We start from the raw sequence: 23208 nt of genomic DNA on the forward strand, positions 1-23208 counted from the left end.
GGTGTTACAAATGGGAAAGAAAACGCTTGGACTGCTTGTGATGGCATATGGAACGCCATACAAAGAAGAGGATATTGAACCGTACTACACGGATATCCGCCACGGCAGAAAACCATCCGAAGAAGCGTTGCAAGATTTGAAAGACCGCTACAAAGCAATTGGCGGCATTTCGCCCCTAGCAAGAATCACGGAGGAACAGACGAAAGCATTGGAAGAAAAACTGAACACCGAACAGGATGACGTTGAATTCAAAGCATATATCGGCCTGAAGCATATTCATCCATTTATTGAAGATGCTGTTCAGCAAATGGCGGAAGACGGCATTGACGAGGCTGTTTCCATCGTGTTGGCACCGCACTATTCAACATTCAGTGTCAAATCGTATAATCAACGTGCCACTGACACAGCCGAAAAATACGGTATCGCCATTGAGTCAGTGGAAAGCTGGTATGATGAGCCGGGATTCATCACGTACTGGGCCGATCAAATCAGCGCCGTTTATGATGATATGCCTGTAGAAGAGCGGGAAAAAGCTGTTTTGGTCGTATCTGCCCACAGTCTGCCGGAAAAAATTCTGCAGGACGGCGACCCGTATGTTGACCAGCTGAAAGAAACCGCACGGCTGATTTCCGAAGCGACCGGCATCCGGAACTATGCGATTGGCTGGCAAAGTGAAGGGAATACGCCTGATCCCTGGCTCGGCCCGGATGTGCAGGATCTGACACGTGATTTGTATGAACAAAAAGGTTACCGTTCATTTGTTTATGCACCGGTCGGTTTTATTGCCGATCACTTAGAAGTGTTATATGACAATGACTATGAATGTAAAGTGGTTTGTGATGAACTGGGCGCGTCCTATCACCGTCCGGAAATGCCAAATGCCCACCCGCAATTTATCGCAACCCTTGCCGATGTGGTATTGAAAAAAGTAAAGCGTGACGCACAATGACTGTAAGAAAAAAGATTTTAATCGCAGGCGGCGGGATAACCGGTTTGGCCGCGGCCTACTATTTGCAGAAAGAGATTAACGAAAAAGGGTTGCCGTACGACGTGAAGCTTGTGGAAGCAGGCAGCCGGCTCGGCGGTAAAATCAAAACAACACGGCGGAACGGATTTGTCATCGAGCAAGGACCGGACGCCATTTTATCGCGCAAACAGCCTGGCGTTAAATTGGTGGAAGAGCTGGGAATGCGTGATCAGATGGTCCGTAATGGCACAGGTCAGTCGTATATACTGGTGAATAACAAGCTGCATAAAATGCCTGCCGGTGCTTATATGGGGATACCGGTTCGCGTTCGTCCGTTCTTGTTTTCCGGCATGTTCTCACCGGCAGGAAAGTTGCGTGCCGGGATGGATTTTATGAAACCGAGAGGGAAGGCCGGTGACCAGTCGCTGGGCGCTTTTTTCCGTCGGCGTTTTGGCAATGAATTGGTGGAAAATTTAATTGAACCACTTCTGTCAGGCATTTATGCCGGTAATATTGATGATATGAGCATCAAGGCGACATTCCCGAATTTTCAGCAGCTGGAACAGGAACACCGAAGTCTGATGAAAGGCCTGCAAAAAACGATGCCGGAAAAAACAAAGCCACAGAAGAAATCAGACGGGAAACAGCAGGGCGCATTTTTCTCGTTTGCCAATGGACTGGAAACATTGGTCGAACGTCTCGGGGAAGTCCTTGGCGATACCGTTTCGCTCGGTGTTGGTGTTGACCACGTTGAAAAGAAAGACCAAGGCTATCATGTCCTGCTGAGCAATGGCGACGTGTACAAAGCAGATGCCGTGATTATGGCAACACCGCATGACACCTTGCCGAAGATTTTCAGCCAGTTCAGCTTGTTCGATGCGTTCCGCGATATTCCAGCAACATCTGTTGCGAATGTGGCGATGGCGTTTGATGCATCAGCCATCAAACAAGACATCGACGGGACCGGCTTTGTTGTGTCGCGAACCAGTGATTATCGAATAACAGCTTGTACCTGGACACATAAAAAATGGCCTAACGCCGCACCGGATGGCAAAGCACTGGTCCGGTGCTATGTCGGTAGACCGGATGACCAAGCAGTGGTTGATCTGCCGGATGACGACATAACAGATATTGTATTGAACGATTTAAACAACACGATGAATATAACAGCAAAACCTGAATTCAGTGTCATCAGCCGCTGGAAAAATGCGATGCCACAATACACCGTCGGCCATACCGAGCGGATCGCGAACGTTCGCGGTGATATGAGTCAGGAGCTTCCGGGCGTATTTTTAGCCGGCAGTTCGTATGAAGGTGTAGGCGTCCCTGATTGTATCGATCAGGGCGAAAAAGCGGTATCTGATGTACTGGCATTTTTGAGTGATTAGTTTTAGAACCCGGCATCGAACAGTGCGTTTGGTGCCGGTTTTTTGTTTGTGGAGGCAGGGAAGCATGGACGTGTTCATGTATATCTTCATATGAGCGGAAGAATCAACAGAAGAACGAGAGAATCAACGGAAGAACGAGAGAATCGACAGAAGAGCGAGAGAATCAACAGAAGAGCCGAAGAATCAACAGAAGAGCCAGCAGAATCAACAGAAGAGCAGAAGAATCAACAGAAGAACGAGAGAATCGACAGAAGAGCCGAAGAATCAACAGAAGAGTCGAGAGAATCAATAGAAGAACGAGAGAATCAACAGAAGAATGAGAGAATCAACAGAAGAACGAGAGAATCGACAGAAGAGCGGAAGAATCAACAGAAGAATGAGAGAATAGACAGAATATCCGAAAGAATCGACAGAAGAGCGGCAGAATCAACGGAAGAACGAGAGAATCGACAGAAGATCCAGCAGAATCAACGGAAGAGCAAAATAAAGCAACAGAATAAGAAAAGATCTGCAGAAGAAGCTAACTTCTGCAGAAATCTATTACGTCTTAATAAAACTGCTCAATTTGTTTTGAGCTATTTATATATGGAAAAGTTGAACGTTGTGGAAAATCGTTGATACTCGGTGCTAAGTATTTTCTTGCTCTATTTTCTCTATCGTGTTGAAGATGCATGCTTTTTAATATAGAATGAGCTGTTCGTGGTGAATCAATCTGAAGTACTTCGCGGCATTCCTTATTTGTTATGCTGGTTTGGTGAAGAAGAAAATAATCAAGAATAATGCGTTCATGTGCTTTAAGGTCAGTAGCAAGACAACTTGGACATTGCCACTTTTTATATAATCGGTTCATTGGATAAGCGTAACACCTCTCACAGGGAATACCCGCTATCAAATGCTGTTTGTTTATACCAAGTTGTGTCAATATGTCTGTCCGGAGTGGAGCGTCCTCATCCAATAAGGAGCGGCACAATTTTTTTAAGCTGTTATTGGTCAAAATATTTTTCGTATATTTTCTGTTTAATCTATTCAGGTGCTCATGCAGGCTTTCGTTGTGAATGATTGTGTTATAAACTTCCGGATCTTCCCTGATATTCACAATAGTAGTTGTAGGGTAAGCGATGACAACAAGGGTCTCAATCGGGACATTAAAAATTCCGTGTTTCTCCAGCCATCCCCGCAGATGCGTTTTTTGAGCTTTGGCTTGTAAAATCGGATCTTTGAAAGACTTTACCTCTCCATTGACTTCTTGTGTTAGCTGTTGCTGTTTTGAATCATAATTGAATGTTCCTTTTTTATTTTTAACTTCGAGAATACCAATAAATCTTCTTGTAAGGATAAGCGTGTCGATTTGGAAATAAAATGGAAAGTTAGGCAGCCGGATGCCTTGAAATACGAAGAGATCTTTATGTGGGTAAGTGGAAAGCTTGTAGTCTACATTCTTTTCGCCGTCATATCCTGCCTTCTCCCGTTTGTATGCTGAAACGATGGATTCCTTTTGTCGGTACTCTTTTAAAACCCGCCTGAACAATGCTTCACAAGCTAATAATTCGTGGGACTTTTTTCTTTGTTTTATATTTGTTGGGGTCAAACTTGAATCACTCCTTCTTTGTCATTAGTTATATATTCTGCAAAAGATTGTCATCTCCTGCTCCTAATTGTGAAAAATTTGTGAATAAAATGGTCGAGATATGAGGAAATGCCATTTTGACGTTGGAAAGTAGTATTAATGTTTGAGTGCCAATGAAAAATATCGACAGAGAACCTGGATAAATCTACAGAATAAAGAGAAAATCAACAGAAGAGCCGAGAGAATCGACGGAAGAGCCGGCAGAATCAACAGAAGAGCGAGAGAATCAGCAGAAGAGCCGGCAGAATCAACAGAAGAGTGAGAGAATCAACAGAAGAGCCGGCAGAATCAACAGAAGAGCGAGAGAATCAACGGAAGAGCCGGCAGAATCAATAGAAGAGCGAGAGAATCAGCAGCAGAAGAGCGAGAAAATCAACAGAAAAGCGAGAGAATCAACAGAAGATCCGAGAGAATCAACAGAAGAGCAGAACAAATCAACAGAAAAAGAAAAGATCCTCAAAAAAGCGAAGCCATCAAGAAAAAATATGCAAATGTGCTAAAAACATCATCATGGTGCCTATTTCTGCATGCAAAAATCATTAAGAAAAGTGCCCCGGCGAGCCCGGGGCGCACTTAATATCAGTCATAGCTTTTTTCCAGTTCATCAACGAGTTGGCCGACATAGGCGACAGCTTCTCTGATGGCATCAGGCTTGGACATATCGACACCGGCTTTTTGGGCCAGTTCGAGTGGTTTCAAGGTTCCGCCGGCTTTCAGGACGGACAGCCAGCGGTCGACAGCAGGCTGACCCTCGTTGCGGATTTGACCGGCCATGGCCGTGGAGATGGTCAGGCCGGCAGAGTAGGTATATGGATACAACCCCATATAATAGTGCGGCTGCCGCATCCATGTGAGACCGGCTCCGTCATCAATTGATACAGCATCACCCCAGAAATTTTTCAGTGCTTCTTTTTTCTGTTCGCACAGGACAGTCGCTGTCAGGGGTGTTCCTTCCTCAGCCAGTGCATACGCACGGCGCTGAAATTCACCCTCAAGCAAGTGTGTCACAAAGTTATGATAGTAAGTTCCGAGTAACGAGCTGATGACCCAGCGTTTCATTTGTTTATCGTCGGTATTGGCCATCATGTGATCAGCTAGCAGCAATTCATTCAACGTGGACGGTGCTTCGATAAAATAGGTGGACGGGCTCGTGTTGACAAGTGACTGATGCTGGCCAGCCAGATAAAAATGGCCGGCATGACCCAGTTCGTGTGCCAGCACAAATGCACCCCGCATCGTATCGGTCCACGTGATTAAAATATATGGATGGACGTCATATGGGGGCGAACAGAATGCTCCGGTTTGCTTGCCGATATTGTCAGCCCGGTCAACCCAGCGATTATTGATCCCTTTTTCCATGATGGCACTGTATTCCGGACCCATCACCTGAAGCGCATCAAGGATCGTATCTGTTGCTTCTTTATAGGTTGTCGATGGATTGAATGCTGGATCAAGCGGTGCTTTCAAATCACAAAAACGCATCTCATCCAGTCCAAGTTTTTCTTTTTTTAGTTTGGCAAATCGACGCATGTGTGGTGCCAACTCTTTCTGAATGATATCCAGTTGATTGTGATACATGTCCTTGGTCACCTGTTGTGGATGCAGCAGCATATCGGTGACAGAATCATAGGACCTTAAGCGTGACATGGTAACTTGTTTCGTCACTTCGGTGGCATAGGTTGCTGCGTACGTGTTCTTGTACCGGTTTAATGTGTTGACGAATGAATCATACGCTTGTTTACGCGTATGTGCGTCAGGCGACAATTCATAGCTGTCCTCATAAAGCGCAGCCGACATGGGCAGTTCCTTGCCTTCACGGGTTTTGATCGGTTCAAACGCCATATCCGACGATTTGCTTCGTTCATAGATCATATATGGCGCTCGATGTACGTCATCAAGTGCCGCGAGTGTTTCTTCAATGTCAGGTTTCAAGCTGAATGGTTTTTTCTCCAAAACATCCTGAAGCATTTTCCGGTACGTTTCCAGTTCCGGTTTTTCGTCCATGAATTGTTCGATGGCGTCTTCGGATAATAGCAGCAGTTCATTTTCGACGAATGCCAGCTTCGCACCAATGGCAGCCAGTGCTGATGATACTTTCGCAGTGTTTGCCTGATTTTGCGGATCGGATCCATCCGCACTTGATTTCAGATTGGCATAGGTGGCAACACGAATCAGCCGCTTTTCAAACGCCTCCTGTGCTTTCAGACCATTCAGCAAGTTTTCGGCATTTGCGGTTAGTCGCCCTTTATACTGTGTGACATCACTGACATGTGCCTGAATAGCGCTTAGTTCATTTTCCCATTTTTCGTGTGATGCGAATAAATCGGTTAAATCCCACGTTTGTTCTTCCGGCACTTCAGCTCGTGTTAAACGTTTTGTATTGGTGGTCATCATGATACTCCTTCCCATACTATTTCGTCTCTCTAATTAATTATAAAATAAAAATAATTGAAATGACACCATTTTCGTATCTTTTGCGGACAAAAAAATACAGCTGTGTGCATAGCTGTATCAATGGAAAGGCAATATATAGTACAATACAATGGGAAGGAACTACCTGGCCGGGTGGTCACATTCGTCGCACAAATTGCCGTAGCAGTCGGCTTTCTCGACCATGGCATGGCCGCATTTATGGCATTTTTTCTGGGGCAGGTTTCGGAAAAATTCGATAACGTTCATCATGCTTGACATCCCCTTTTTGAGTTGGTATCAATATTGTATTATAACAGTATGTAATGTGTCAACGCTGTGTTACAACAAAATTTAAAAATGAGGTGAAAAATTATGAAATTAACTGTAATCGGATGCTGGGGAGGCTATCCAGCCCCGGATGGCGCGACCTCAGCTTATATGCTGGAGCAGGATGATTTCACGTTATTGATTGATGCAGGGAGCGGTTCTTTATCAAAATTACAGACAAAAAAACATGTGGTGGATCTGGACGCCGTCATTCTTTCCCATTACCACCATGACCATGTGGCGGATATTGGAGTGCTGCAATATGCCCTGCTCGTCCAGTCATATATTCATGAGAACAGAGACGTTTTGCCGATTTACGGGCATCAGGAAGATCAGTACGGTTTCAAATCATTGACCCATAAGCATACGGAAGGGATCGCCTACGACCCAACCGCCACATTGGAGGTTGGACCATTCGCGATCACCTTTCTGAAAACGGCCCACCCTGTTCCATGTTATGGAATGCGGATTACCAACGGGGAGACTGTTATCGTTTATACCGCTGATACGGCCTTTAAGGAAGCATGGTATGACTTTGCCAAAGATGCCGATCTCCTGATAACGGACTGCAATTTTTATGAAAACCAAGATGGCTCAGGAGCGGGCCATATGACCAGTAAAGAAGGAGCCATGGTTGCTGAGAACGCAAATGCCAAAGAACTTATCGTCAGTCATTTGCCACAGTATGGTGACCACCATGATTTGGTCAAACAAGCTGAACATTATTTTTCCGGTCGCATTCAGTTGGCTGCAGAAGGTTTGATCTGGGAAAAAAGTCGTAATTTTTGATTGATGCTGTTATTTCGTTTAAACTAAAAGTGTTTGGATTTATTACAGCTGGGGAGGTTAGCATGATGAAATTCATTGATAATCAAGGCATTACTGATCCGATGATCAATCTGGCTATAGAAGAATATATTTTGCAGAATTTTGGTGAAAAAGATACATATCTGCTGTTTTACATCAATCAGCCATCGATCATCATCGGACGGAATCAAAATAGTGTTGAAGAGATTAACACAGACTACGTGGATGAAAATGGCATCAAAGTTGTCCGTCGGTTATCCGGTGGCGGAGCCGTTTATCATGATGAACAAAATCTTAATTTCAGTTTTATCACGAAAGATGACGGGGAAAGCTTCCAGGATTTTGCCAAATTCACCCAACCGATTATTGAAGCACTGAATAAATTAGGTGTCCCAGCCGAAATGAAAGGCCGGAATGACATGGCTGTCGAAGGGCGCAAAATTTCCGGGAATGCAATGTTTTCAACAAGAGGCCGTATGTTCAGCCATGGGACATTGATGCTTGATTCGGAAATTGAAAATGTCGTATCGGCATTGAATGTCAACAAGGAAAAAATCGAATCAAAGGGCATCAAATCAATTCGCAGCCGAGTCGCCAACATTTCCGAGTATTTGGATGAGAACATTTCCATGGATGCGTTTAAAGAAATGATTCTGAAACATGTTTTTGATGTGGAAGATGTCAACGATGTACCACGTCATGACTTGACTGAAGCGGATTGGGAGGAGATTTACAAAATTTCGGAGAACCGTTACCAAAAATGGGAATGGAATTATGGTAAATCGCCTAAATTCAACGTCCAGGCGTCACATAAATTTGATGCAGGGCTGGTTGATGTTCGCCTTGATGTAAATAATGGCACTATCGAAAACTGCAAAATTTATGGGGACTTTTTCGGATTAGGCGAAGTTAGTGACCTGGAAAATGCCCTGACAGGTATCCGGCATGAACGGAAGGCGATCGAAGAAGCACTAGCAGACGTTGACGTCCCGTATTACCTAGGTAAAATTCCTAAAGATGAATTTATTAAATTGCTGTATTAAGACAGCGAAAAATCGGTTTTGGTTAAAGAAGCCGGTTTTTTCATTAGGCTCTTTTCGTAAGGTGAATATAACGTATCGGCCAAAATTGAATTTTTGGATGAACTGCCGAAAAATACAACCGGGAAAGTATTGCGGAAAAACTTGCGCGAACGCTTGGGACAATAAAGAACAGAAGAAGGTGTCCCTGCTAAAAAGGGGCATCTTTTGTTTTACTTTGTCATTTTTAAACGTCATTTTGAGAAAAAGGTAAATTTTCTGTTGCCTTTTTATGTCCGAATTGGTAAATTATACATAGCCTCTTTCTTTTCATGTTTACATGAAAGGATGATAGATATGTTGGATAATTTTTATTCACCCTCATACGAAGTAACGCCTCTCACCATGGCTATCATTGCACAGCAGGATGAAAACGGCAATACCAGTGCATGTGTATTGGAAGAACAGGAAGAATTTTCTGCTCACTATTCTCCCAGCAAAATCATCGATAACGCCTGCAAATTCTTTGGGAGCAGTCTTCGCGGCAGGCAGGACGGCACACGGGGCATTTGCGGTATCACGCATAAAGCGCCGATTTCCATTGATCCGACCAGCGGTATGTACTTTTTTCCGACAACGTCCCCAACCAATCCGGAATGTTCCTGGGTTGCACACTCACACATTGATCAGGTCAATCAGGGACCGGGAAGGCAGACGAAAATTGTCTTCAAAAACCGGAAAACCATCCTTCTTAATGTGTCGTTTGGCTCCATGCTTAATCAGGTGCAGCGAACTGCGCAGTATCGGTATTTATTGGACAACCGGATCAAGTATCTGCATCGGCATAATGCTGACGTGGTGGCAGAGCCTTTTGCATAAGTTCATCGATGATTGTTTCCACTTTTTTGCGGATAGCCGGGTTAAAGTAATTGCGTTTTTCTTCCCGTCCCCTGCAAAGAAATAAGTAGGATGAAAAGGAATCATTCTTATTCAATGTCACGACCTGTATCTTTTTATCCTTCATCATCTTCCGCAGTTCCCTTCGTTCGCTGGCAGCTTCGGTGTCCATTTTTTCCAGAAGATTGATATAAGGTTCCTTAATCTTAAACGTTCCCTGCCGGATATGCTGCAAGTCCTGCTGAATCACAACCATCGCCATGGAAAGAAACAGGAAGCGTGAAGCAAGTTGTAATTCTTCGTCGGTCAGATAACGCATGTAATCCCCTCCATAAACGAACGTTTGTTCCATTACTATTATATGATATAATGATCAAAAAATACACTAAAAAATATGATTTAAGGTAAAATGAAAAGAAAGAGGCACGAACAAACAGCAGATACATGACATGTCTGCGATTGATTAGGGATGATTACAGGACAAATCAGGTATACTAAATAGGAGATGACGAAAAACGACTTGGTTGAATAAGGGGACAATGAACACATGTATTTGCTAAACGTCAGTATTACGGATTGGCGAATCTGGCTTGAGCAGGAAAAAATGGACGAATTTATCCTAGAATTGCTGAAAGAATATGAAAGTCTTGGTCCGTTGCCGGGTATTCTGTTACCATTTATCGAAGCATTTCTCCCATTTTTACCACTGGTCGTGTTTGTGATTGCCAATGCCGCCGCATATGGCCTGTGGGAAGGATTCATATTGTCATGGATTGGTGCATGCGCCGGTGCGATACTCGTGTTTTTGGTGATCCGAAGGCTGGGGGACAAGCGTCTGTTCAAGGCTATCGCCCGCAATAAACAAGTTCTTCGTGTAACCGGATGGGTGGAAAGACATGGCTTCGGGCCGCTCTTCCTATTAATGTGTTTTCCCTTTTCGCCGTCGTCAGTGATCCACGTTGTCTCAGCGCTTTCGGGAATCAGTATTCGGCAGTTTATTCTGGCGGTCATCATGGGGAAAACAGTTATGATTTTTTCAATCGCCTTTGTCGGATCAAGTATATTTGAATTTGCCAAGAATCCGATCCGGACGATTGTTGTCGGCATCTGTATTGGATTGTTTTGGCTGTTTGGCAAATATATTGAACGACGTCTGCAGCGAAAAGCCATGATACGCGACATATCTGAACAAGACAGGGTTAAAAAATAGCTAAGCAGGGTATGCTGGTAAAAAGGTTGTTCAAAAAGTCCGGTAAAAATGACACATCGAATTTCTTCGTTGGCTTGTTTCTCCGCTGCTCATGTATCTAAATGCATACATTCCGCTGCTCGAAACGGCGCCGCCTCGAACTTTCGACGCACAGGACGTGCTAGTGTCGGCGTTGCAACAGGACGTTGCGAACTTAGCCGACCGGTCCTTTTTATCCTCCTTTTTGAACACGCACTAAAAGTAAATATAACGAGCTAATACCCTGGAGGAAAGCTGGAATGAAAAGAAACTATCTTCGCAAACTAACACCAATCGTCTTGGTGGCAGTCGTTCTGGCGATTATTTTCCGGTCCTTTTTGTTTGCCAGCTATGTCGTAAATGGTGAATCAATGGAGCCAACGTTGTATGACGGAAATCTGTTAATGGTTAATAAAGTCGTGTATAATCTAACAGATGTTGACCGTTTCGATATTATTGTGTTTCATGCCGACAAGCAGGATGACTATGTGAAACGTGTGATTGGTCTGCCTGGCGATAACATCGTTTATGCCGATGATCAGCTGTATATTAATGGGGAACCCGTGCAGGAGAAATTTTTGGAACCATTCCGGAAAATAAGCGACAGCAGGCCATACACCGGGGACTTTACGCTGGAAGATGTCACCGGATCGGGAAAAGTACCAGAAGGGAATCTGTTCGTCATGGGTGATAACCGCCCGGACAGCCTCGACAGCCGGGAGATCGGCTTTATAGGTGTTGGGAAGCTTGTCGGAAAAGTAGATATCAAATACTGGCCGGTTTCCGAAGTACAGCTGAGTTTCGGATGAGGATATAATGGTTTACTGAAAGTGTATAAAACCTTTTTCTCTGTTAAAATGAGAAAGAGGTTTTATTTTTACGTCAGGAAAGTATGGATTTTGGTTATCTGACCTCTGGAAGATGAGGCGGATACTGGTTTTCAAGGCAGGGGGAAACGTTTATGGGAATCCGATTTTTGCTGGGGCGAGCTGGCGCCGGCAAACGGGAAAAAATTTTACATGACATCCGGCAAAAACTGATCGACCATCCACAAGGGCCGCCTATCTTTTATATTGTCCCGGAACAGATGACATTTCAGCAGGAATATGCCTTGTTTCAGGATGAAGCGGTTAAAGGGAGTATCCGTGCTCAGGTTGTCAGTTTTTCGAGGCTGGCATGGCGCGTGCTCCAGGAAACAGGCGGAGCAACTAGGCAATTCATCAGTTCAGTCGGAACCCAGATGATGCTCCGCAAAATTATTGCGGAGAAAGAAAGTGACTGGTATGTGTTTCAAAAAGCATTGGAAAAACAAGGGTTTCTGGAACAGCTCGAGCATATCATAACCGAGTTTAAGCGTTATCGTGTCAGTCCCGACATGCTTTATATGCAAATTGAACAGATGCAGCGTTTTGTTCATCAGGCGAGCGGAGAGGTAGCGTTAACTGGTAAATTAACTGACCTGGCCTATATCTATGACAATTTAATCAAAGCCTTGCAAGGTCACTATATTGATAGTGAAGATCAGCTGCAGCTATTGGCCGATAAAATAGCGGATGCACCGCTGCTGAAGGATGCGGATATTTACCTTGACGGCTTTCACCGGTTTTCCCCGAAAGAATTGTTCGTTGTGGAAAAACTGATGCAAACCTGCCGTTCGGTTACGATTGCGCTCACAACCGATATTCCGGACGGGGAGAATCTGTCGGAACTTGATTTATTCTACCAGACGAAAGAAACCTATCATGCATTGCGGGCCATTGCATCGGAGAATGGCATCCCGGTTGATGATCCGGTTATATTGGGGCCTGAAGATGGCCGGCAGCATAACCGGCCGTATTTCGCCCATTTAGAGCAGTATTTCGATATTCGGCCTGCACCAGCCTATGATGGCGACGTGCCCATCCAGATAGCTGAAGCTGTTCATCCGCGTGCTGAAGTTGAAGGTGCCGCCCAAGAAATTCTTCGTCTTGTAAGAGAAGAAAATTACCGTTTCCGTGATATAGCGGTCTTAATCCGCCAGACTGATGTCTACCACGATTTAATTGACACGGTTTTCCATGACCATGATATCCCTGTTTTCATCGACGAAAAACGCAGCATGCTGAATCATCCGTTGATTGAATTAATCCGGTCCGGCATGGATATCGTCGAAGGCAATTGGCGTTATGATGCCGTTTTACGTGTGCTGAAAACCGGGTTTGTCCCGGCTACTGATGGGGCATACCCCCTTGATGACGACGCGATTGATGAACTGGAGAATTATGTGCTGGAGTATGGTATTCGTTCACGTACTCAGTGGCTTGGTAAGGACGAATGGGTTTTCCAGCGTTTCCGTGGTTTTGATGAGCCGGCACAGACGGATGCCGAAAAGGAAACACAACGGCGGATCAACGCGTTCCGGAATCAAGTTGCCCGGGCACTGCAGGGATTTGATCATGATATAAGAAAGGCTGCCACTGTCCGCGAACGCTGCGAAATCATTTATAGGCTGCTGGAACAACTTGATGTACCGGGTAGACTGGAAAAAATGCGGGAAACATACGATGCGGAAGGACAAATTGAAAAAGCGCGCGAACAGGAACAAGTCTGGAACGCCGTCATTCAGCTCCTGGATGAGATGGTAGAAATGGCCGGTGACGAAACGATGACGATGGAAACATTCCAATCGGCCATTGAAGCCGGCTTTGAAACGTTAACATTTGCACATGTGCCGCCAAGTATTGATCACGTAATTGTCGGTACCGTCGACAGATCCCGGATCAGCGGCATTAAATGTTCGTTGCTACTTGGTGTGAATGATGGAACATGGCCGTTGAAACCGGCAGAAGACGGTATGATCAATGAGCAGGAACGGGATCTGCTGGCGGAACATGGCTTGCAGCTCGCGGAAAGCAGCAAACGCCAGCTATTGGATGACTGGTTTTATATGTATTTGGCGTTTACCTCCGCCAGTGATTATTTATGGGTCAGTTATCCGTTAAGCGATGCGGAAGGCAAAGCCAAAATGCCATCACAGCTGATCAAACGGGTAGAAGACTTATTTCCGGAATGTTGTGATCATCTATTGCTGCAGGATCCCGATGAGCTCGTGGATGCTGAGCGGTTCATTACAACACCGATGAAAACACGAGCAGCATTAACGGCCCAGCTATCCCGCAGCCGGAAGGGATATCCCGTTAAACCGGTCTGGAGGCATGTCTTGAACTGGTATATCCACAACCATCCAAAATACAGTACAACCTATACGGTGTTGCAAAGTCTGTATTATCAGAATCAGCCGGTTAATTTAAGCAAACAGACGACCAGCCAACTTTACCCGCAACAAGTAAAAGCAAGTGTGTCACGGCTGGAATCCTATTACCGCTGTTCGTATCAGCATTTTGCCCAGTACAGCCTGCAGCTGCGAGAGCGGCAGACGTATAAACTTGATGCCCCTGATATTGGCCAGCTATTCCATGAAGCGCTGAAAAAAATCACCGAATGGATTCAAGCAGAGGGCAGAGATTTTTCCCAATTAACCAATCAGGACAGTGCGGGATACGCCAGACAGGCCGTTGAGACGCTTGCGCCTGTCCTGCAGCATCAGATTTTGCACAGTTCCAACCGCTATCAATATATTCAGCAGAAACTTCAGGACGTCATCACAAGAGCGACCTATATTTTAAGTGAACAGGCCAGACAGAGTGATTTTTCTCCGGTCGGGCTTGAGCTGGGGTTTGGCGACAAAGAGACACTTAAACCGGTGACCCTTAATCTGCCGAACGGCTTTGATCTGATGCTGCGCGGCCGGATTGACCGTGTTGATAAAGCGGAAAGCGCTGACGGCTTATTTTTGCGGATCATTGACTACAAATCGAGTGAGAAAGGGCTGGATCTCGTTGAGGTATATTACGGACTGGCCCTGCAGATGCTGGCGTATCTGGATGTTGTGCTGTCACAGTCTGAGCAGTGGCTCGGGGAGAAAGCAACCCCGGCCGGCGTGCTTTACTTCCATGTGCACAATCCAATGATTTCCGGCCATATGAACATGTCGGATGATGCGATTGAAAAGGAATTGTTCAAAAAGTATAAGATGAAGGGTCTATTGCTTTCAGATGAAGAGATCGTCCAACTGATGGACACATCACTTGATTCAGGCCGGAGTCAAATCGTCCCTGCCGGTGTGAAAAAGAACGGCGAGCTTCGCAGTGATTCCAGGATTGCTGATCAGGATACGTTCAGCCGTCTGCAGGATCATATCCACCATTTGATGATGCAGGCAGGGATTGATATCACCTCAGGCGGTGTGCATCTGAATCCATTTCAGCATAAGCAGCAGACGGCGTGCACGTATTGCCCGTTCCGATCAGTCTGCCAGTTCGATCCGACCCTGGAAGACCATCACTACCGTAAGCTGACAGATATGAAAGATGAGGAAATTCTGGAAAAGCTCCGTCAAAAGGAGGAGTCATAATGGTCAACTGGACAAGCGAACAAGAAGAAGCCATTTATACGGATGGCCGGGATGTACTGGTCGCTGCCGCCGCCGGATCGGGAAAAACAGCTGTGCTTGTTGAACGGATTATCCAAAAACTCGTCCGGAAAGAAAATCCGATAGATATTGATTCATTACTTGTGGTGACGTTCACCAATGCAGCGGCACAGGAAATGCGCAATCGTGTCGGTGAAGCGCTGGAGGAAAAACTGGCAGAAGCGCCTTCCTCCGCCCATTTGAAAAAACAGCTGTCACTGCTGCAGCGTGCATCCATCTCAACATTGCATTCATTCTGTCTCGATATCATCAGACGATACGCTTATTTGCTGGATATGGACCCTGCTTTCCGGATAGCTGATGATATGGAAGCCGAACTGATCAAACAGGACGTGATTGATGAGCTGTTTGAAGAATGGTATGGAAAAGAAGGTGAAGAACAGCAGAACTTCTTTGCAGTGGTTGACCGTTTTTCCAGTGACCGCAGTGATACAGATGTGGAAAGTCTTGTACTTGATTTATACAAATTTGCTATGCAAAATCCCTGGCCGGACAAATGGCTTGACGAACTTGCCGATGTTTATGATATTCCGGCAGACTGGCAGGAGGATGATTTGGGCTGGCTTACGATTATTAAAAAAGAAGTGACAAATGAGCTTGATGCCATCAAGCAGGAAATAAGTCTGGCGATGGATCTGACACGGGACAAAGACGGCCCATATCATTATGCCGATACCATCGACTCCGACATTACCAATTTGCATGAAGCGGTGGCACACCAGGATTCATGGGATGATTTGCAGGCTTTTATGGCATCCAGCTCATTCGCCAGATTATCCGGAAAAAAAGTTGATTGTGATGAAGCGAAAAAAGAGAAAGTGAAAAACCTGCGTGACAGCTACAAAAAACGCTGGAACACTATGAAAGAAGAATGGTTCAGCCGTAATCTGGAAAATCATATTGCTGATATGCAGGAGTTAGCCCCTCTCGTCAGGCAGCTGACAGAATTGGTAAAGCAGTTTAAAGCACGGTTTACCGAACAAAAACGGGAACGGGCAATGGTTGATTTTTCTGACCTTGAACATTACTGTCTGCAGCTGTTAATGGATGAAGCATCAGAGGAAAAGACGGTAAAGCCATCTAACGTAGCTGTCAACCTAAGGGCGCAATTTACGGAGTTGCTGATTGATGAATACCAGGATACCAACCTTGTCCAGGAAACAATTCTGGCGCTGATAAGTGATCAGGAAGGTCCTGGTAACAGGTTTATGGTTGGTGATGTTAAACAAAGCATTTACCGGTTCCGTCATGCTGAGCCATCCTTATTTATTGATAAATACAAACGATTTGCAAGTGATGCACTGTCAGCAAGACGGATTGATCTGGCAAGTAATTTCCGCAGCAGGGAGCATATCCTTACTGGCACCAACTATGTTTTCCGGCAGATTTTGGATGAGGATTTAGGTGAAATCAGCTATGATGCGGATGCGGAATTAATCTATGCCAATAACAGATATGATACACTGCCGCATTCGGAACCAGAGCCGGAGCTTGTTATCATCGACCGAGAATCACCAGAAGAACAAGAGGCGCTTTCCCCGGAAGAAGAAGATTACCAGGATCTGGAGAAAGCACAGCTTGAAGCACGGGCATACGCTGAAAGAATCAAAAGCTGGATTGGACAGAAGAACGATCGTCCGCTGCAGGTTTATGATAAAGCAACCGATACACAACGGGATATAGGGTACCGCGATGTGGTCATTCTACTCCGGTCAATGACATGGGCACCGACCATTATGGATGAACTGAAAAAACAAGGAATTCCTGTTTATGCCGAACTTTCAACCGGTTATTTTGAAGCCATGGAGGTTAAAATCATGATGAATCTGCTGAAAGTGATTGACAATCCAAGGCAGGATATCCCGCTGGCTTCCGTTCTGAAATCACCGATTGTCGGATTGGATGAGGAAGAATTGGCTCAGATCCGGCTGGTTGATCGACGAGGGACCTATTACGATGCTCTTAAGGCATTTCACCAGCAGAACACGGGGGATACGGCCATCAAAACGTCCCAATTCCTCGAGCGTCTGCAACGTTACCGCCGCGCATCACGGCAGGGTGCTTTATCAGAGCTGATCTGGCAAATTTACCGGGAAACCGGCTACTATGATTTTGTCGGCGGCATGCCAGGCGGCCGACAGCGGCAGGCTAACTTGCGGGCACTTTATGACCGTGCACGTGGGTATGAAACGACCTCATTCCGCGGTTTATTCCGGTTCTTACGCTTTATTGAACGGATGGAAGAGCGTGGAGATGATTTAGGGGCTGCACGGGCACTCAGTGAACAAGAAGATGTTGTCCGGATTATGACAATCCATAAAAGTAAGGGTCTGGAATTCCCGGTCGTCATTCTTGGTGCCATGGATAAACAGTTTAATATGCAGGATTTGAATCAGCGTTATTTGTTGCATAAGGATCTTGGCTTTGCCAGCAAATATATTGATCCTGTCAAGCGCATTATTTATCCGACACTTTTTTACCATGCCTTAAAGCAGGAAAAACGGCGTGAAATGCTAGCTGAAGAAATGCGTGTTTTATATGTTGCCTTAACCAGGGCAAAAGAGAAACTACTGATGGTCGGCAATGTGGCATCCTTTGCCAAAAAACAGGAAAAGTGGGAGCAGATAATCGATCATTCCGACTGGATTTTACCGGCGCATTACCGTGTGAAGGCGAAAACATATCTGGATTGGATTGGACCTGCCTTAATTCGCCATCAGACAAATGATGTATTGCGCACAAAGGACGTGACTGATCAGGTGCTGGAAGCCATCCGAATTGATCCATCTGACTGGAACGTGTCCGTGGTACATGGAAGCTCTTATACGAATTTGGATGAAGCGTCTGTCAAGGAAGCCGATGAATTGAAAGAAAGCATCGTGAATTGGGAATCGCTCGATGTCGATGATAACGTGTATCAGCTGGCTGTAGACAACCGGTTATCGTATCGTTATCCATATCGGGAAGCAGCACAATCGCGGGCCAAACAAACCGTTACGGAAATTAAACGGCAACGCGAAATAAAGGATGAATATAGTAGTGATCAACTTGTACAGACGTTCCAGCCGCCGATTGTCAAACGGCCCGCCTTTATGCAGAAACAGAAGACGATTACAGCTGCCGAGCGAGGCACAGCCATGCACACGGTTATGCAGCATATACCGTTGACAGCACCTATGTCGCGTGAAGCGATTGCCGAGTTTGTGGCGTCCCTGGTTGAACGTGAAATGCTTACAAAGCAGGAGGCGGAAGTCATTGACTTATCTGCTGTCGAAGCATTTTTCAGAACAGCTGTCGGACAGTTGGTCATGAACGCACCAGTCGTTTATCGAGAGGTGCCGTTCAGCTTAACATTGCCGGCTACAGAGATATACGCCAATTGGACGAGTGAGACAGATGAACAAGTGCTGATTCAAGGGGTTATCGATTGTGTTATCCCTAACAATGATGGCTGGATTATATTGGACTACAAGACAGATACCATTACAGGCGAAATGACTGAACGTATAAAAGACAATCTGCTGAAGCGTTATGACGTGCAGATGCAGCTGTACAAGCAGGCATTGGAACGCATCTGGAAAGAACCGGTGACAACAGCTCATCTCTATTTCTTTTCCAGACAGCTGGAATTGGAAATTTGATTAAAGTGCGAACAACCTCTTAAACATATATGACAAAATTGTTACAAAACACGGTATGAATTATTATGGTCAAATCCCGTTAAATCAAGGGATTTGGCATTTTTTTATGCTGAAAAACCCTGGTTGGATCAGAAATGTAATATAAATCACACTTACCTGTGATACAGTTCACTTTGATGAAAGCCCTTCTCACATAGGATATAAGTAAGAAATCCAAAGGGAGGTTGATTTTCATGAAAATGGATAACATTAACCCTGAAGAGAAAGTCGATAAAACCGAGGAGCAGGAACCTTCTGAGAAAGGCGCATTTGCTTCAACGTTGACGTTTGTCGGAGGATTTATTTTGCTCTTGTATATAGCTATCTATTGGTTATATATGTTCCGGGTTGATATTTAATAAGGGAGGGACGGATGTTGCATAAACATGAAAAAATATGGCTGACATTAAGCAGTGTCATGATTATTGGTTTTATGTTGTTCACGGGTTATCAGACGTTCGCATTAGGGATGGGGCCACCCAGTCATACGGAAACCATCGATCCACAAAAAGTCGATGAAATCGAACCATTTGACGAACCTGGTGTATATGAAACAGGTGACAATAAATATGAGGTGGTCATGACACTGGAAGCGTTTATGTTCACACCGAGTGATATTGAAATTCCGGCAGGATCCGAAGTGACATTCATCATGACATCAAAAGATGTGACACACGGCTTTCAAATTGCCGGTACGAACGTAAACGCAATGGTCATGCCCGGCTATATTCAAACCATAACCCAAACATTTAATGAGCCTGGTGAGTATTTAGTGTTATGCAATGAGTATTGTGGCGCTGGTCACCAAATGATGTCCACTACAATCACTGTTAACTAAAGGAGGGACGTACAGTGGCAATAACAGAAACGATTAAATATAAAGCGAATAAGGCGATGGGCGTCTATCCGGAAGATGCCCGGATATCGAAGGCCTATTTTACTGTTACGTTTCTGGCTTTATTGTTCGGAGGCAGTTTGGGGCTGTTGCAGGGATTGAACCGTGCAGGGCTTTTTGAACTTCCGACATGGTTTAATTATTATCAGGTTTTGACTTCACACGGTCTATTATTAGTTCTTGTATTTACAGCGTTCTTTACAATTGGTTATTTCTATGCAGGCCTCTCCCACACATTAGGGGGATTACTTCCGAAAGTTAGAAAGATGGTATGGATCGGCTTTGGCATGAAACTGGTTGGCTTTGTATTTGCGGTTGTTCCAATTGTTATGAACAAAGCAAGCGTTATGTATACATTTTATCCGCCATTACAGGCATCACCATGGTTTTACATCGGATTGGTCTTTATCGTATTAGGTGTATGGATGGCTGCATTTGGCGCGTTTATCCAAGTGGCAAACTGGCGAAAGCGTCATAAGGGACAGCATCTGCCCATTCTGTCATTCTTTGCAACAGGCGTATTTATTCTTCTATTCTTCGGCAGTGTGCCAGTTGCAATCGAAGTATTCATGATTATCCCATGGGCGTTCGGTTGGATGGAGACGATCAATGTTATGCTGAGTCGCACATTGTTCTGGGCATTCGGTCATACATTAGTCAATATCTGGTATATAACAGCACTCTCAGCATGGTATGTCATTATACCGAAAGTCATTGGCGGGCGGCGTTTTAGTGATACGTTAACACGCGTTGTTATTATTCTATTAGTCATCCTGAATATTCCTGGTGGTTTCCATCACCAAATCGTTGACCCAGGTATTACCGAAACGGTTAAATTTTTACATGTCTTTATGAGTTTGGCCATCGGTTTCCCATCATTAATGACAGCATATGCCATGTTTAGCGTATTTGAACGTACAGGCAGAGCGAAAGGCGCCAAGGGCTTGTTCGGTTTCTTTAAAAAATTGCCATGGGGAGATGTCCGTTTCCTAGCACCAATGATTGCCATGATTTCATTCATACCGGCTGGTGCAGGTGGTATTGTCCAAACAACAAACCAATTGAACCAAGTCGTCCATAATTCATTGTGGGTCGTCGGACATTTTCATCTGACGTTGGGGATGACCGTAGCGCTGACATTCTTTGGAATAAGTTATTGGTTAATCCCACATATTTCAAAACGCGTGCTAACATCGGCTATGAACAAATTTGGTGTCGTAACAACGATTCTCTGGACAGTTGGTATGTCGTTTATGTCGATTTCGATGCATCTGGTAGGGTTGTTAGGCTCCCCAAGAAGAACATCGTATTCAACATATGGTGATAATGCGACGGCACTAGGCTGGGACCCATATTTAATCTTCCTTGGCGTCGGGGGAACCATCTTGATTGTTGCGGTCATCATGCAAGTGTATGCAGCATTCCATCTAATGTTCCGTGCACCTAAAGGTGAAGAGGAATTCCCTATCGGTGAAGAAGAAGATTATGCCAGTAAAACACCATTCTGGACAGAACGCTGGAGTCGAACCATTCTTATCATGCTGGTGGTCGTGGCCATGGGCTATGTTATTCCGCTGGTTGACTTTATTGGCTATGCACCGCCAGGATCACCGCCATATCAGTTGTGGTGAGAACAGGCTAACAATTGGGATAGCTCATCATTTGGGCTATCCCTTTCCGGTCAAAAGTTAGATTCAAACGGTCACAATCGATTTATCTGCTGACAACAACCATCCTGAATAATACAGGCTTGGCGACGATGACAGTTTGTAAATAGATGCGAAACGCTAAATGTTTGGATGACGTTTTGAATACCGATATCGGCTATGTCGCCGATTTTTTCAAGTTTGACTTCCGGCCTCTGACCTCTGGAAAAACGAGGCGGAAACGAGTTTTTCTTAGGACGTGATTGTGATGAGCAGGCATAATACAATAGCGACAATCGTTGTCATCTTATTTGGTATGACGTTATTTTTCACGGCAACAGATGGATTCACTGCTTTTACATCGGAAACTGCGCGGACAAACGATTTGCTGGAGGAACAACCACAGTTTCCGGAAGTGACCTTGGAAGACAGTAAGGAACGCGTCTATCCGATTTCTGATTTTGAAGGAGATTATTTGTTTATAACGTTTATGTATACCTCATGTCAGGATGTCTGTCCTGAACTGGAGATGAATATGCGGCAAGTTTATAATCAGCTTCCCGAGAAATATACAGGCGAGGCGATTACATTTCTCAGTCTCAGTTTTGATCCGGAACGGGATGACCCGGAAACCTTGACAAAATATAGAGGTTATTTTGAGAGTGACGGCGAAACATGGCGGATGGCACGGATCCCGGACCAGGCTGAATTGGATTCCCTGCTGGAGGAATTTGGTGTCATTGTCATTCCGGATGATTATGGTAATTTCACCCACAATTCCGCATTTTATTTAGTAGACCCGGACGGTTATTTAATCGATGTAATGGATTATACACAGCCGGATGCAGCTGCTGAGCGTGTCAAAACGATTCTGGATCAGGAAGTGGGGGGATAGTAATGACACAGGTAATCGTTGGCCTTGTTTTCTATTTGTTTCTCATGCTCCCTCCCGTTGCCAATCTGTTGGAATCGATCATGATTTTCCATATGCATATGCAAATGCCACTGCTTGTTGTGGCCGGATTTTTGATGGCACCTTTTTTGCAAAAAAAATTCCCATTGTTTTTTGCGAAATATAATGAAAATGGCATCCCGGGAATTTTGCTGTTTATGATCATTATGTTTTTTTGGAATATCCCCCGGACAATGGATGAAGCGTTGACAATACAGTTTGTGGAAATCTTTAAGTTTATCGGTTTGCCATTTTTGGCTGGTGTTCCACTGAGGGACAGCTGGCATAAATTGATGACACGTTGGAAAAACGGAACATTACTTATGTTCCTGATTGTTTATACCGGGACGGGGATATTATATATTGCATCACCGGTCCAATTATGTAATAACTATTTAGTTAAAGAGCAAATAACCCTTGGATGGGGATTTATTACAGTAGCTGCAGCCATTTTAATTTATTTAGTCCAATTATTTTTCGTGAACCCATCTGACTATGAATAGCAAGGATAACCCCACTATTGGAGCTATCCTTGTTTTCATAAGAAAGCGACGAGCAAACATCCGCCGAGTAAGCCTAAGAGGGGGGAGAACCAACTTGCAGCGCGGTGAACACCAAGCACATTCAGGCTGGGCAGGCTTTGAATAACAGTTTAAAGAGCCAGAACAATAGAGGTTGGGACAAAAGTGTTATATTAAAGAAAAATCGGAACTAACTAGAAGTTATGGTTGGTGCATATAACCCGCTCCGGAAATATACTTCGTGCTCGTCGTGTTGCAAGTTTTTCGGTGAAGCTGCACTCCTCGCAACTCGCAGCCTACTCGGCGGATGT

General features: G+C 44.8%; 20 protein-coding genes. 16 read left to right on the forward strand and 4 right to left on the reverse strand.

The features are described from left to right. The first annotated feature begins 10 nt into the window (after positions 1-10). The 3 genes from hemH to ACFQ4A_RS04860 are packed head-to-tail and all read left to right on the forward strand — an operon-like array spanning position 11 to position 2973. On the forward strand, positions 11-949 hold the full coding sequence (gene hemH, locus ACFQ4A_RS04850; RefSeq protein WP_382398153.1) for a ferrochelatase: 939 nt from the start codon (positions 11-13) through the stop codon (positions 947-949). Continuing rightward, on the forward strand, positions 946-2355 hold the full coding sequence (gene hemY, locus ACFQ4A_RS04855; protein ID WP_382398155.1) for a protoporphyrinogen oxidase: 1410 nt from the start codon (positions 946-948) through the stop codon (positions 2353-2355). The genes hemH and hemY overlap by 4 nt, the downstream gene beginning before the upstream one ends. Positions 2356-2397: 42 nt before the next feature. Continuing rightward, positions 2398-2973: a hypothetical protein gene (locus ACFQ4A_RS04860; protein WP_382398157.1), complete on the forward strand. Its 576-nt coding sequence runs from the start codon at positions 2398-2400 to the stop codon at positions 2971-2973. On the opposite strand, the gene ACFQ4A_RS04865 is transcribed toward ACFQ4A_RS04860, so the two are convergent. Next, entirely contained in the window at positions 2903-3943 is a 1041-nt protein-coding gene (locus ACFQ4A_RS04865) for a nuclease-related domain-containing protein (RefSeq protein ID WP_382398159.1), read from the reverse strand. The two genes, ACFQ4A_RS04860 and ACFQ4A_RS04865, sit on opposite strands and share 71 nt — an antisense overlap. 142 nt (positions 3944-4085) lie before the next feature. Between ACFQ4A_RS04865 and ACFQ4A_RS04870 the strand changes: the two genes are divergently transcribed. Further along, a complete protein-coding gene (locus ACFQ4A_RS04870) occupies positions 4086-4244 on the forward strand; it encodes a hypothetical protein (RefSeq protein WP_382398161.1) in 159 nt (52 codons plus the stop codon). A 317-nt stretch (positions 4245-4561) separates the two neighbouring features. Here the strand turns inward: ACFQ4A_RS04870 and pepF are convergent, their stop codons facing one another. Then, a complete protein-coding gene (gene pepF, locus ACFQ4A_RS04875; RefSeq protein WP_382398163.1) occupies positions 4562-6376 on the reverse strand; it encodes an oligoendopeptidase F in 1815 nt (604 codons plus the stop codon). 159 nt (positions 6377-6535) lie between these two features. Then, positions 6536-6664, reverse strand: coding sequence for a protein YhfH (gene yhfH / locus ACFQ4A_RS04880; RefSeq protein ID WP_382398165.1), 129 nt, complete (start codon positions 6662-6664; stop codon positions 6536-6538). Positions 6665-6766: 102 nt separating this feature from the next. On the opposite strand from yhfH, the gene ACFQ4A_RS04885 reads away from it, so the two are divergent. The 3 genes from ACFQ4A_RS04885 to ACFQ4A_RS04895 all read left to right on the forward strand — a co-directional run bounded on the left by ACFQ4A_RS04885 (position 6767) and on the right by ACFQ4A_RS04895 (position 9426). Beyond that, complete coding sequence (locus ACFQ4A_RS04885) at positions 6767-7510, forward strand: MBL fold metallo-hydrolase (RefSeq protein ID WP_382398167.1); 744 nt, start codon at positions 6767-6769, stop codon at positions 7508-7510. A gap of 65 nt (positions 7511-7575) precedes the next feature. Next, complete coding sequence (locus tag ACFQ4A_RS04890) at positions 7576-8571, forward strand: lipoate--protein ligase (protein ID WP_382398169.1); 996 nt, start codon at positions 7576-7578, stop codon at positions 8569-8571. Between the two features lie 333 nt (positions 8572-8904). After that, the gene (locus ACFQ4A_RS04895; RefSeq protein ID WP_382398171.1) at positions 8905-9426 is read left to right on the forward strand and encodes a competence protein ComK; all 522 of its coding nucleotides are present in this window, start codon (positions 8905-8907) and stop codon (positions 9424-9426) included. Here ACFQ4A_RS04895 and ACFQ4A_RS04900 read toward each other — a convergent pair. Then, on the reverse strand, positions 9374-9763 hold the full coding sequence (locus tag ACFQ4A_RS04900; RefSeq protein WP_382398173.1) for a hypothetical protein: 390 nt from the start codon (positions 9761-9763) through the stop codon (positions 9374-9376). The genes ACFQ4A_RS04895 and ACFQ4A_RS04900 overlap by 53 nt on opposite strands. 228 nt (positions 9764-9991) lie before the next feature. Here ACFQ4A_RS04900 and ACFQ4A_RS04905 point away from each other — a divergent pair, with 228 nt between their 5' ends. From ACFQ4A_RS04905 to ACFQ4A_RS04945, 9 genes are all read left to right on the forward strand, one after another. Further along, positions 9992-10654 carry a TVP38/TMEM64 family protein gene (locus tag ACFQ4A_RS04905; RefSeq protein WP_382398175.1) on the forward strand — a complete coding sequence of 221 codons (663 nt, stop codon included), beginning with the start codon at positions 9992-9994 and terminating at the stop codon, positions 10652-10654. Between the two features lie 278 nt (positions 10655-10932). Then, positions 10933-11481, forward strand: a complete 549-nt coding sequence (lepB, locus tag ACFQ4A_RS04910; protein ID WP_382398177.1) for a signal peptidase I — start codon at positions 10933-10935, stop codon at positions 11479-11481. A gap of 152 nt (positions 11482-11633) precedes the next feature. Then, on the forward strand, positions 11634-15125 hold the full coding sequence (addB, locus tag ACFQ4A_RS04915) for a helicase-exonuclease AddAB subunit AddB (protein WP_382398179.1): 3492 nt from the start codon (positions 11634-11636) through the stop codon (positions 15123-15125). Continuing rightward, the gene (gene addA / locus ACFQ4A_RS04920) at positions 15125-18844 is read left to right on the forward strand and encodes a helicase-exonuclease AddAB subunit AddA (RefSeq protein WP_382398181.1); all 3720 of its coding nucleotides are present in this window, start codon (positions 15125-15127) and stop codon (positions 18842-18844) included. Before addB ends, addA begins: the two co-directional genes overlap by 1 nt. A gap of 233 nt (positions 18845-19077) precedes the next feature. Beyond that, positions 19078-19242: a hypothetical protein gene (locus ACFQ4A_RS04925; RefSeq protein ID WP_382398183.1), complete on the forward strand. Its 165-nt coding sequence runs from the start codon at positions 19078-19080 to the stop codon at positions 19240-19242. A gap of 14 nt (positions 19243-19256) precedes the next feature. Then, entirely contained in the window at positions 19257-19721 is a 465-nt protein-coding gene (locus ACFQ4A_RS04930) for a cytochrome c oxidase subunit II (RefSeq protein WP_382398185.1), read from the forward strand. Between the two features lie 56 nt (positions 19722-19777). Next, positions 19778-21409 (forward strand): cbb3-type cytochrome c oxidase subunit I, encoded by a 1632-nt coding sequence (locus tag ACFQ4A_RS04935; RefSeq protein WP_382398223.1) that lies wholly within the window; start codon positions 19778-19780, stop codon positions 21407-21409. A gap of 283 nt (positions 21410-21692) precedes the next feature. Next, a complete protein-coding gene (locus ACFQ4A_RS04940) occupies positions 21693-22319 on the forward strand; it encodes an SCO family protein (protein ID WP_382398187.1) in 627 nt (208 codons plus the stop codon). Between the two features lie 2 nt (positions 22320-22321). Next, positions 22322-22879 (forward strand): hypothetical protein, encoded by a 558-nt coding sequence (locus ACFQ4A_RS04945; RefSeq protein ID WP_382398189.1) that lies wholly within the window; start codon positions 22322-22324, stop codon positions 22877-22879. Positions 22880-23208: the final 329 nt, after the last annotated feature.

It is taken from the genome of Lentibacillus salinarum, from assembly GCF_042679865.1.
Taxonomy (GTDB): Bacteria; Bacillota; Bacilli; order Bacillales; family Amphibacillaceae; genus Lentibacillus; species Lentibacillus salinarum.

Bases quoted from the DNA above. Each gene is read 5' to 3' on its own strand.
- ACFQ4A_RS04890 (WP_382398169.1), top strand. From the start codon at position 7,576: ATGAAATTCATTGATAATCAAGGCATTACTGATCCGATGATCAATCTG.
- pepF (WP_382398163.1), bottom strand. From the start codon at position 6,376: ATGATGACCACCAATACAAAACGTTTAACACGAGCTGAAGTGCCGGAA.
- ACFQ4A_RS04945 (WP_382398189.1), top strand. From the start codon at position 22,322: ATGACACAGGTAATCGTTGGCCTTGTTTTCTATTTGTTTCTCATGCTC.
- ACFQ4A_RS04885 (WP_382398167.1), top strand. From the start codon at position 6,767: ATGAAATTAACTGTAATCGGATGCTGGGGAGGCTATCCAGCCCCGGAT.
- hemY (WP_382398155.1), top strand. From the start codon at position 946: ATGACTGTAAGAAAAAAGATTTTAATCGCAGGCGGCGGGATAACCGGT.
- hemH (WP_382398153.1), top strand. From the start codon at position 11: ATGGGAAAGAAAACGCTTGGACTGCTTGTGATGGCATATGGAACGCCA.
- ACFQ4A_RS04940 (WP_382398187.1), top strand. From the start codon at position 21,693: ATGAGCAGGCATAATACAATAGCGACAATCGTTGTCATCTTATTTGGT.
- ACFQ4A_RS04905 (WP_382398175.1), top strand. From the start codon at position 9,992: ATGTATTTGCTAAACGTCAGTATTACGGATTGGCGAATCTGGCTTGAG.
- addB (WP_382398179.1), top strand. From the start codon at position 11,634: ATGGGAATCCGATTTTTGCTGGGGCGAGCTGGCGCCGGCAAACGGGAA.
- ACFQ4A_RS04930 (WP_382398185.1), top strand. From the start codon at position 19,257: ATGTTGCATAAACATGAAAAAATATGGCTGACATTAAGCAGTGTCATG.
- yhfH (WP_382398165.1), bottom strand. From the start codon at position 6,664: ATGATGAACGTTATCGAATTTTTCCGAAACCTGCCCCAGAAAAAATGC.
- ACFQ4A_RS04935 (WP_382398223.1), top strand. From the start codon at position 19,778: ATGGGCGTCTATCCGGAAGATGCCCGGATATCGAAGGCCTATTTTACT.
- ACFQ4A_RS04895 (WP_382398171.1), top strand. From the start codon at position 8,905: ATGTTGGATAATTTTTATTCACCCTCATACGAAGTAACGCCTCTCACC.
- ACFQ4A_RS04925 (WP_382398183.1), top strand. From the start codon at position 19,078: ATGAAAATGGATAACATTAACCCTGAAGAGAAAGTCGATAAAACCGAG.
- ACFQ4A_RS04900 (WP_382398173.1), bottom strand. From the start codon at position 9,763: ATGCGTTATCTGACCGACGAAGAATTACAACTTGCTTCACGCTTCCTG.
- addA (WP_382398181.1), top strand. From the start codon at position 15,125: ATGGTCAACTGGACAAGCGAACAAGAAGAAGCCATTTATACGGATGGC.
- lepB (WP_382398177.1), top strand. From the start codon at position 10,933: ATGAAAAGAAACTATCTTCGCAAACTAACACCAATCGTCTTGGTGGCA.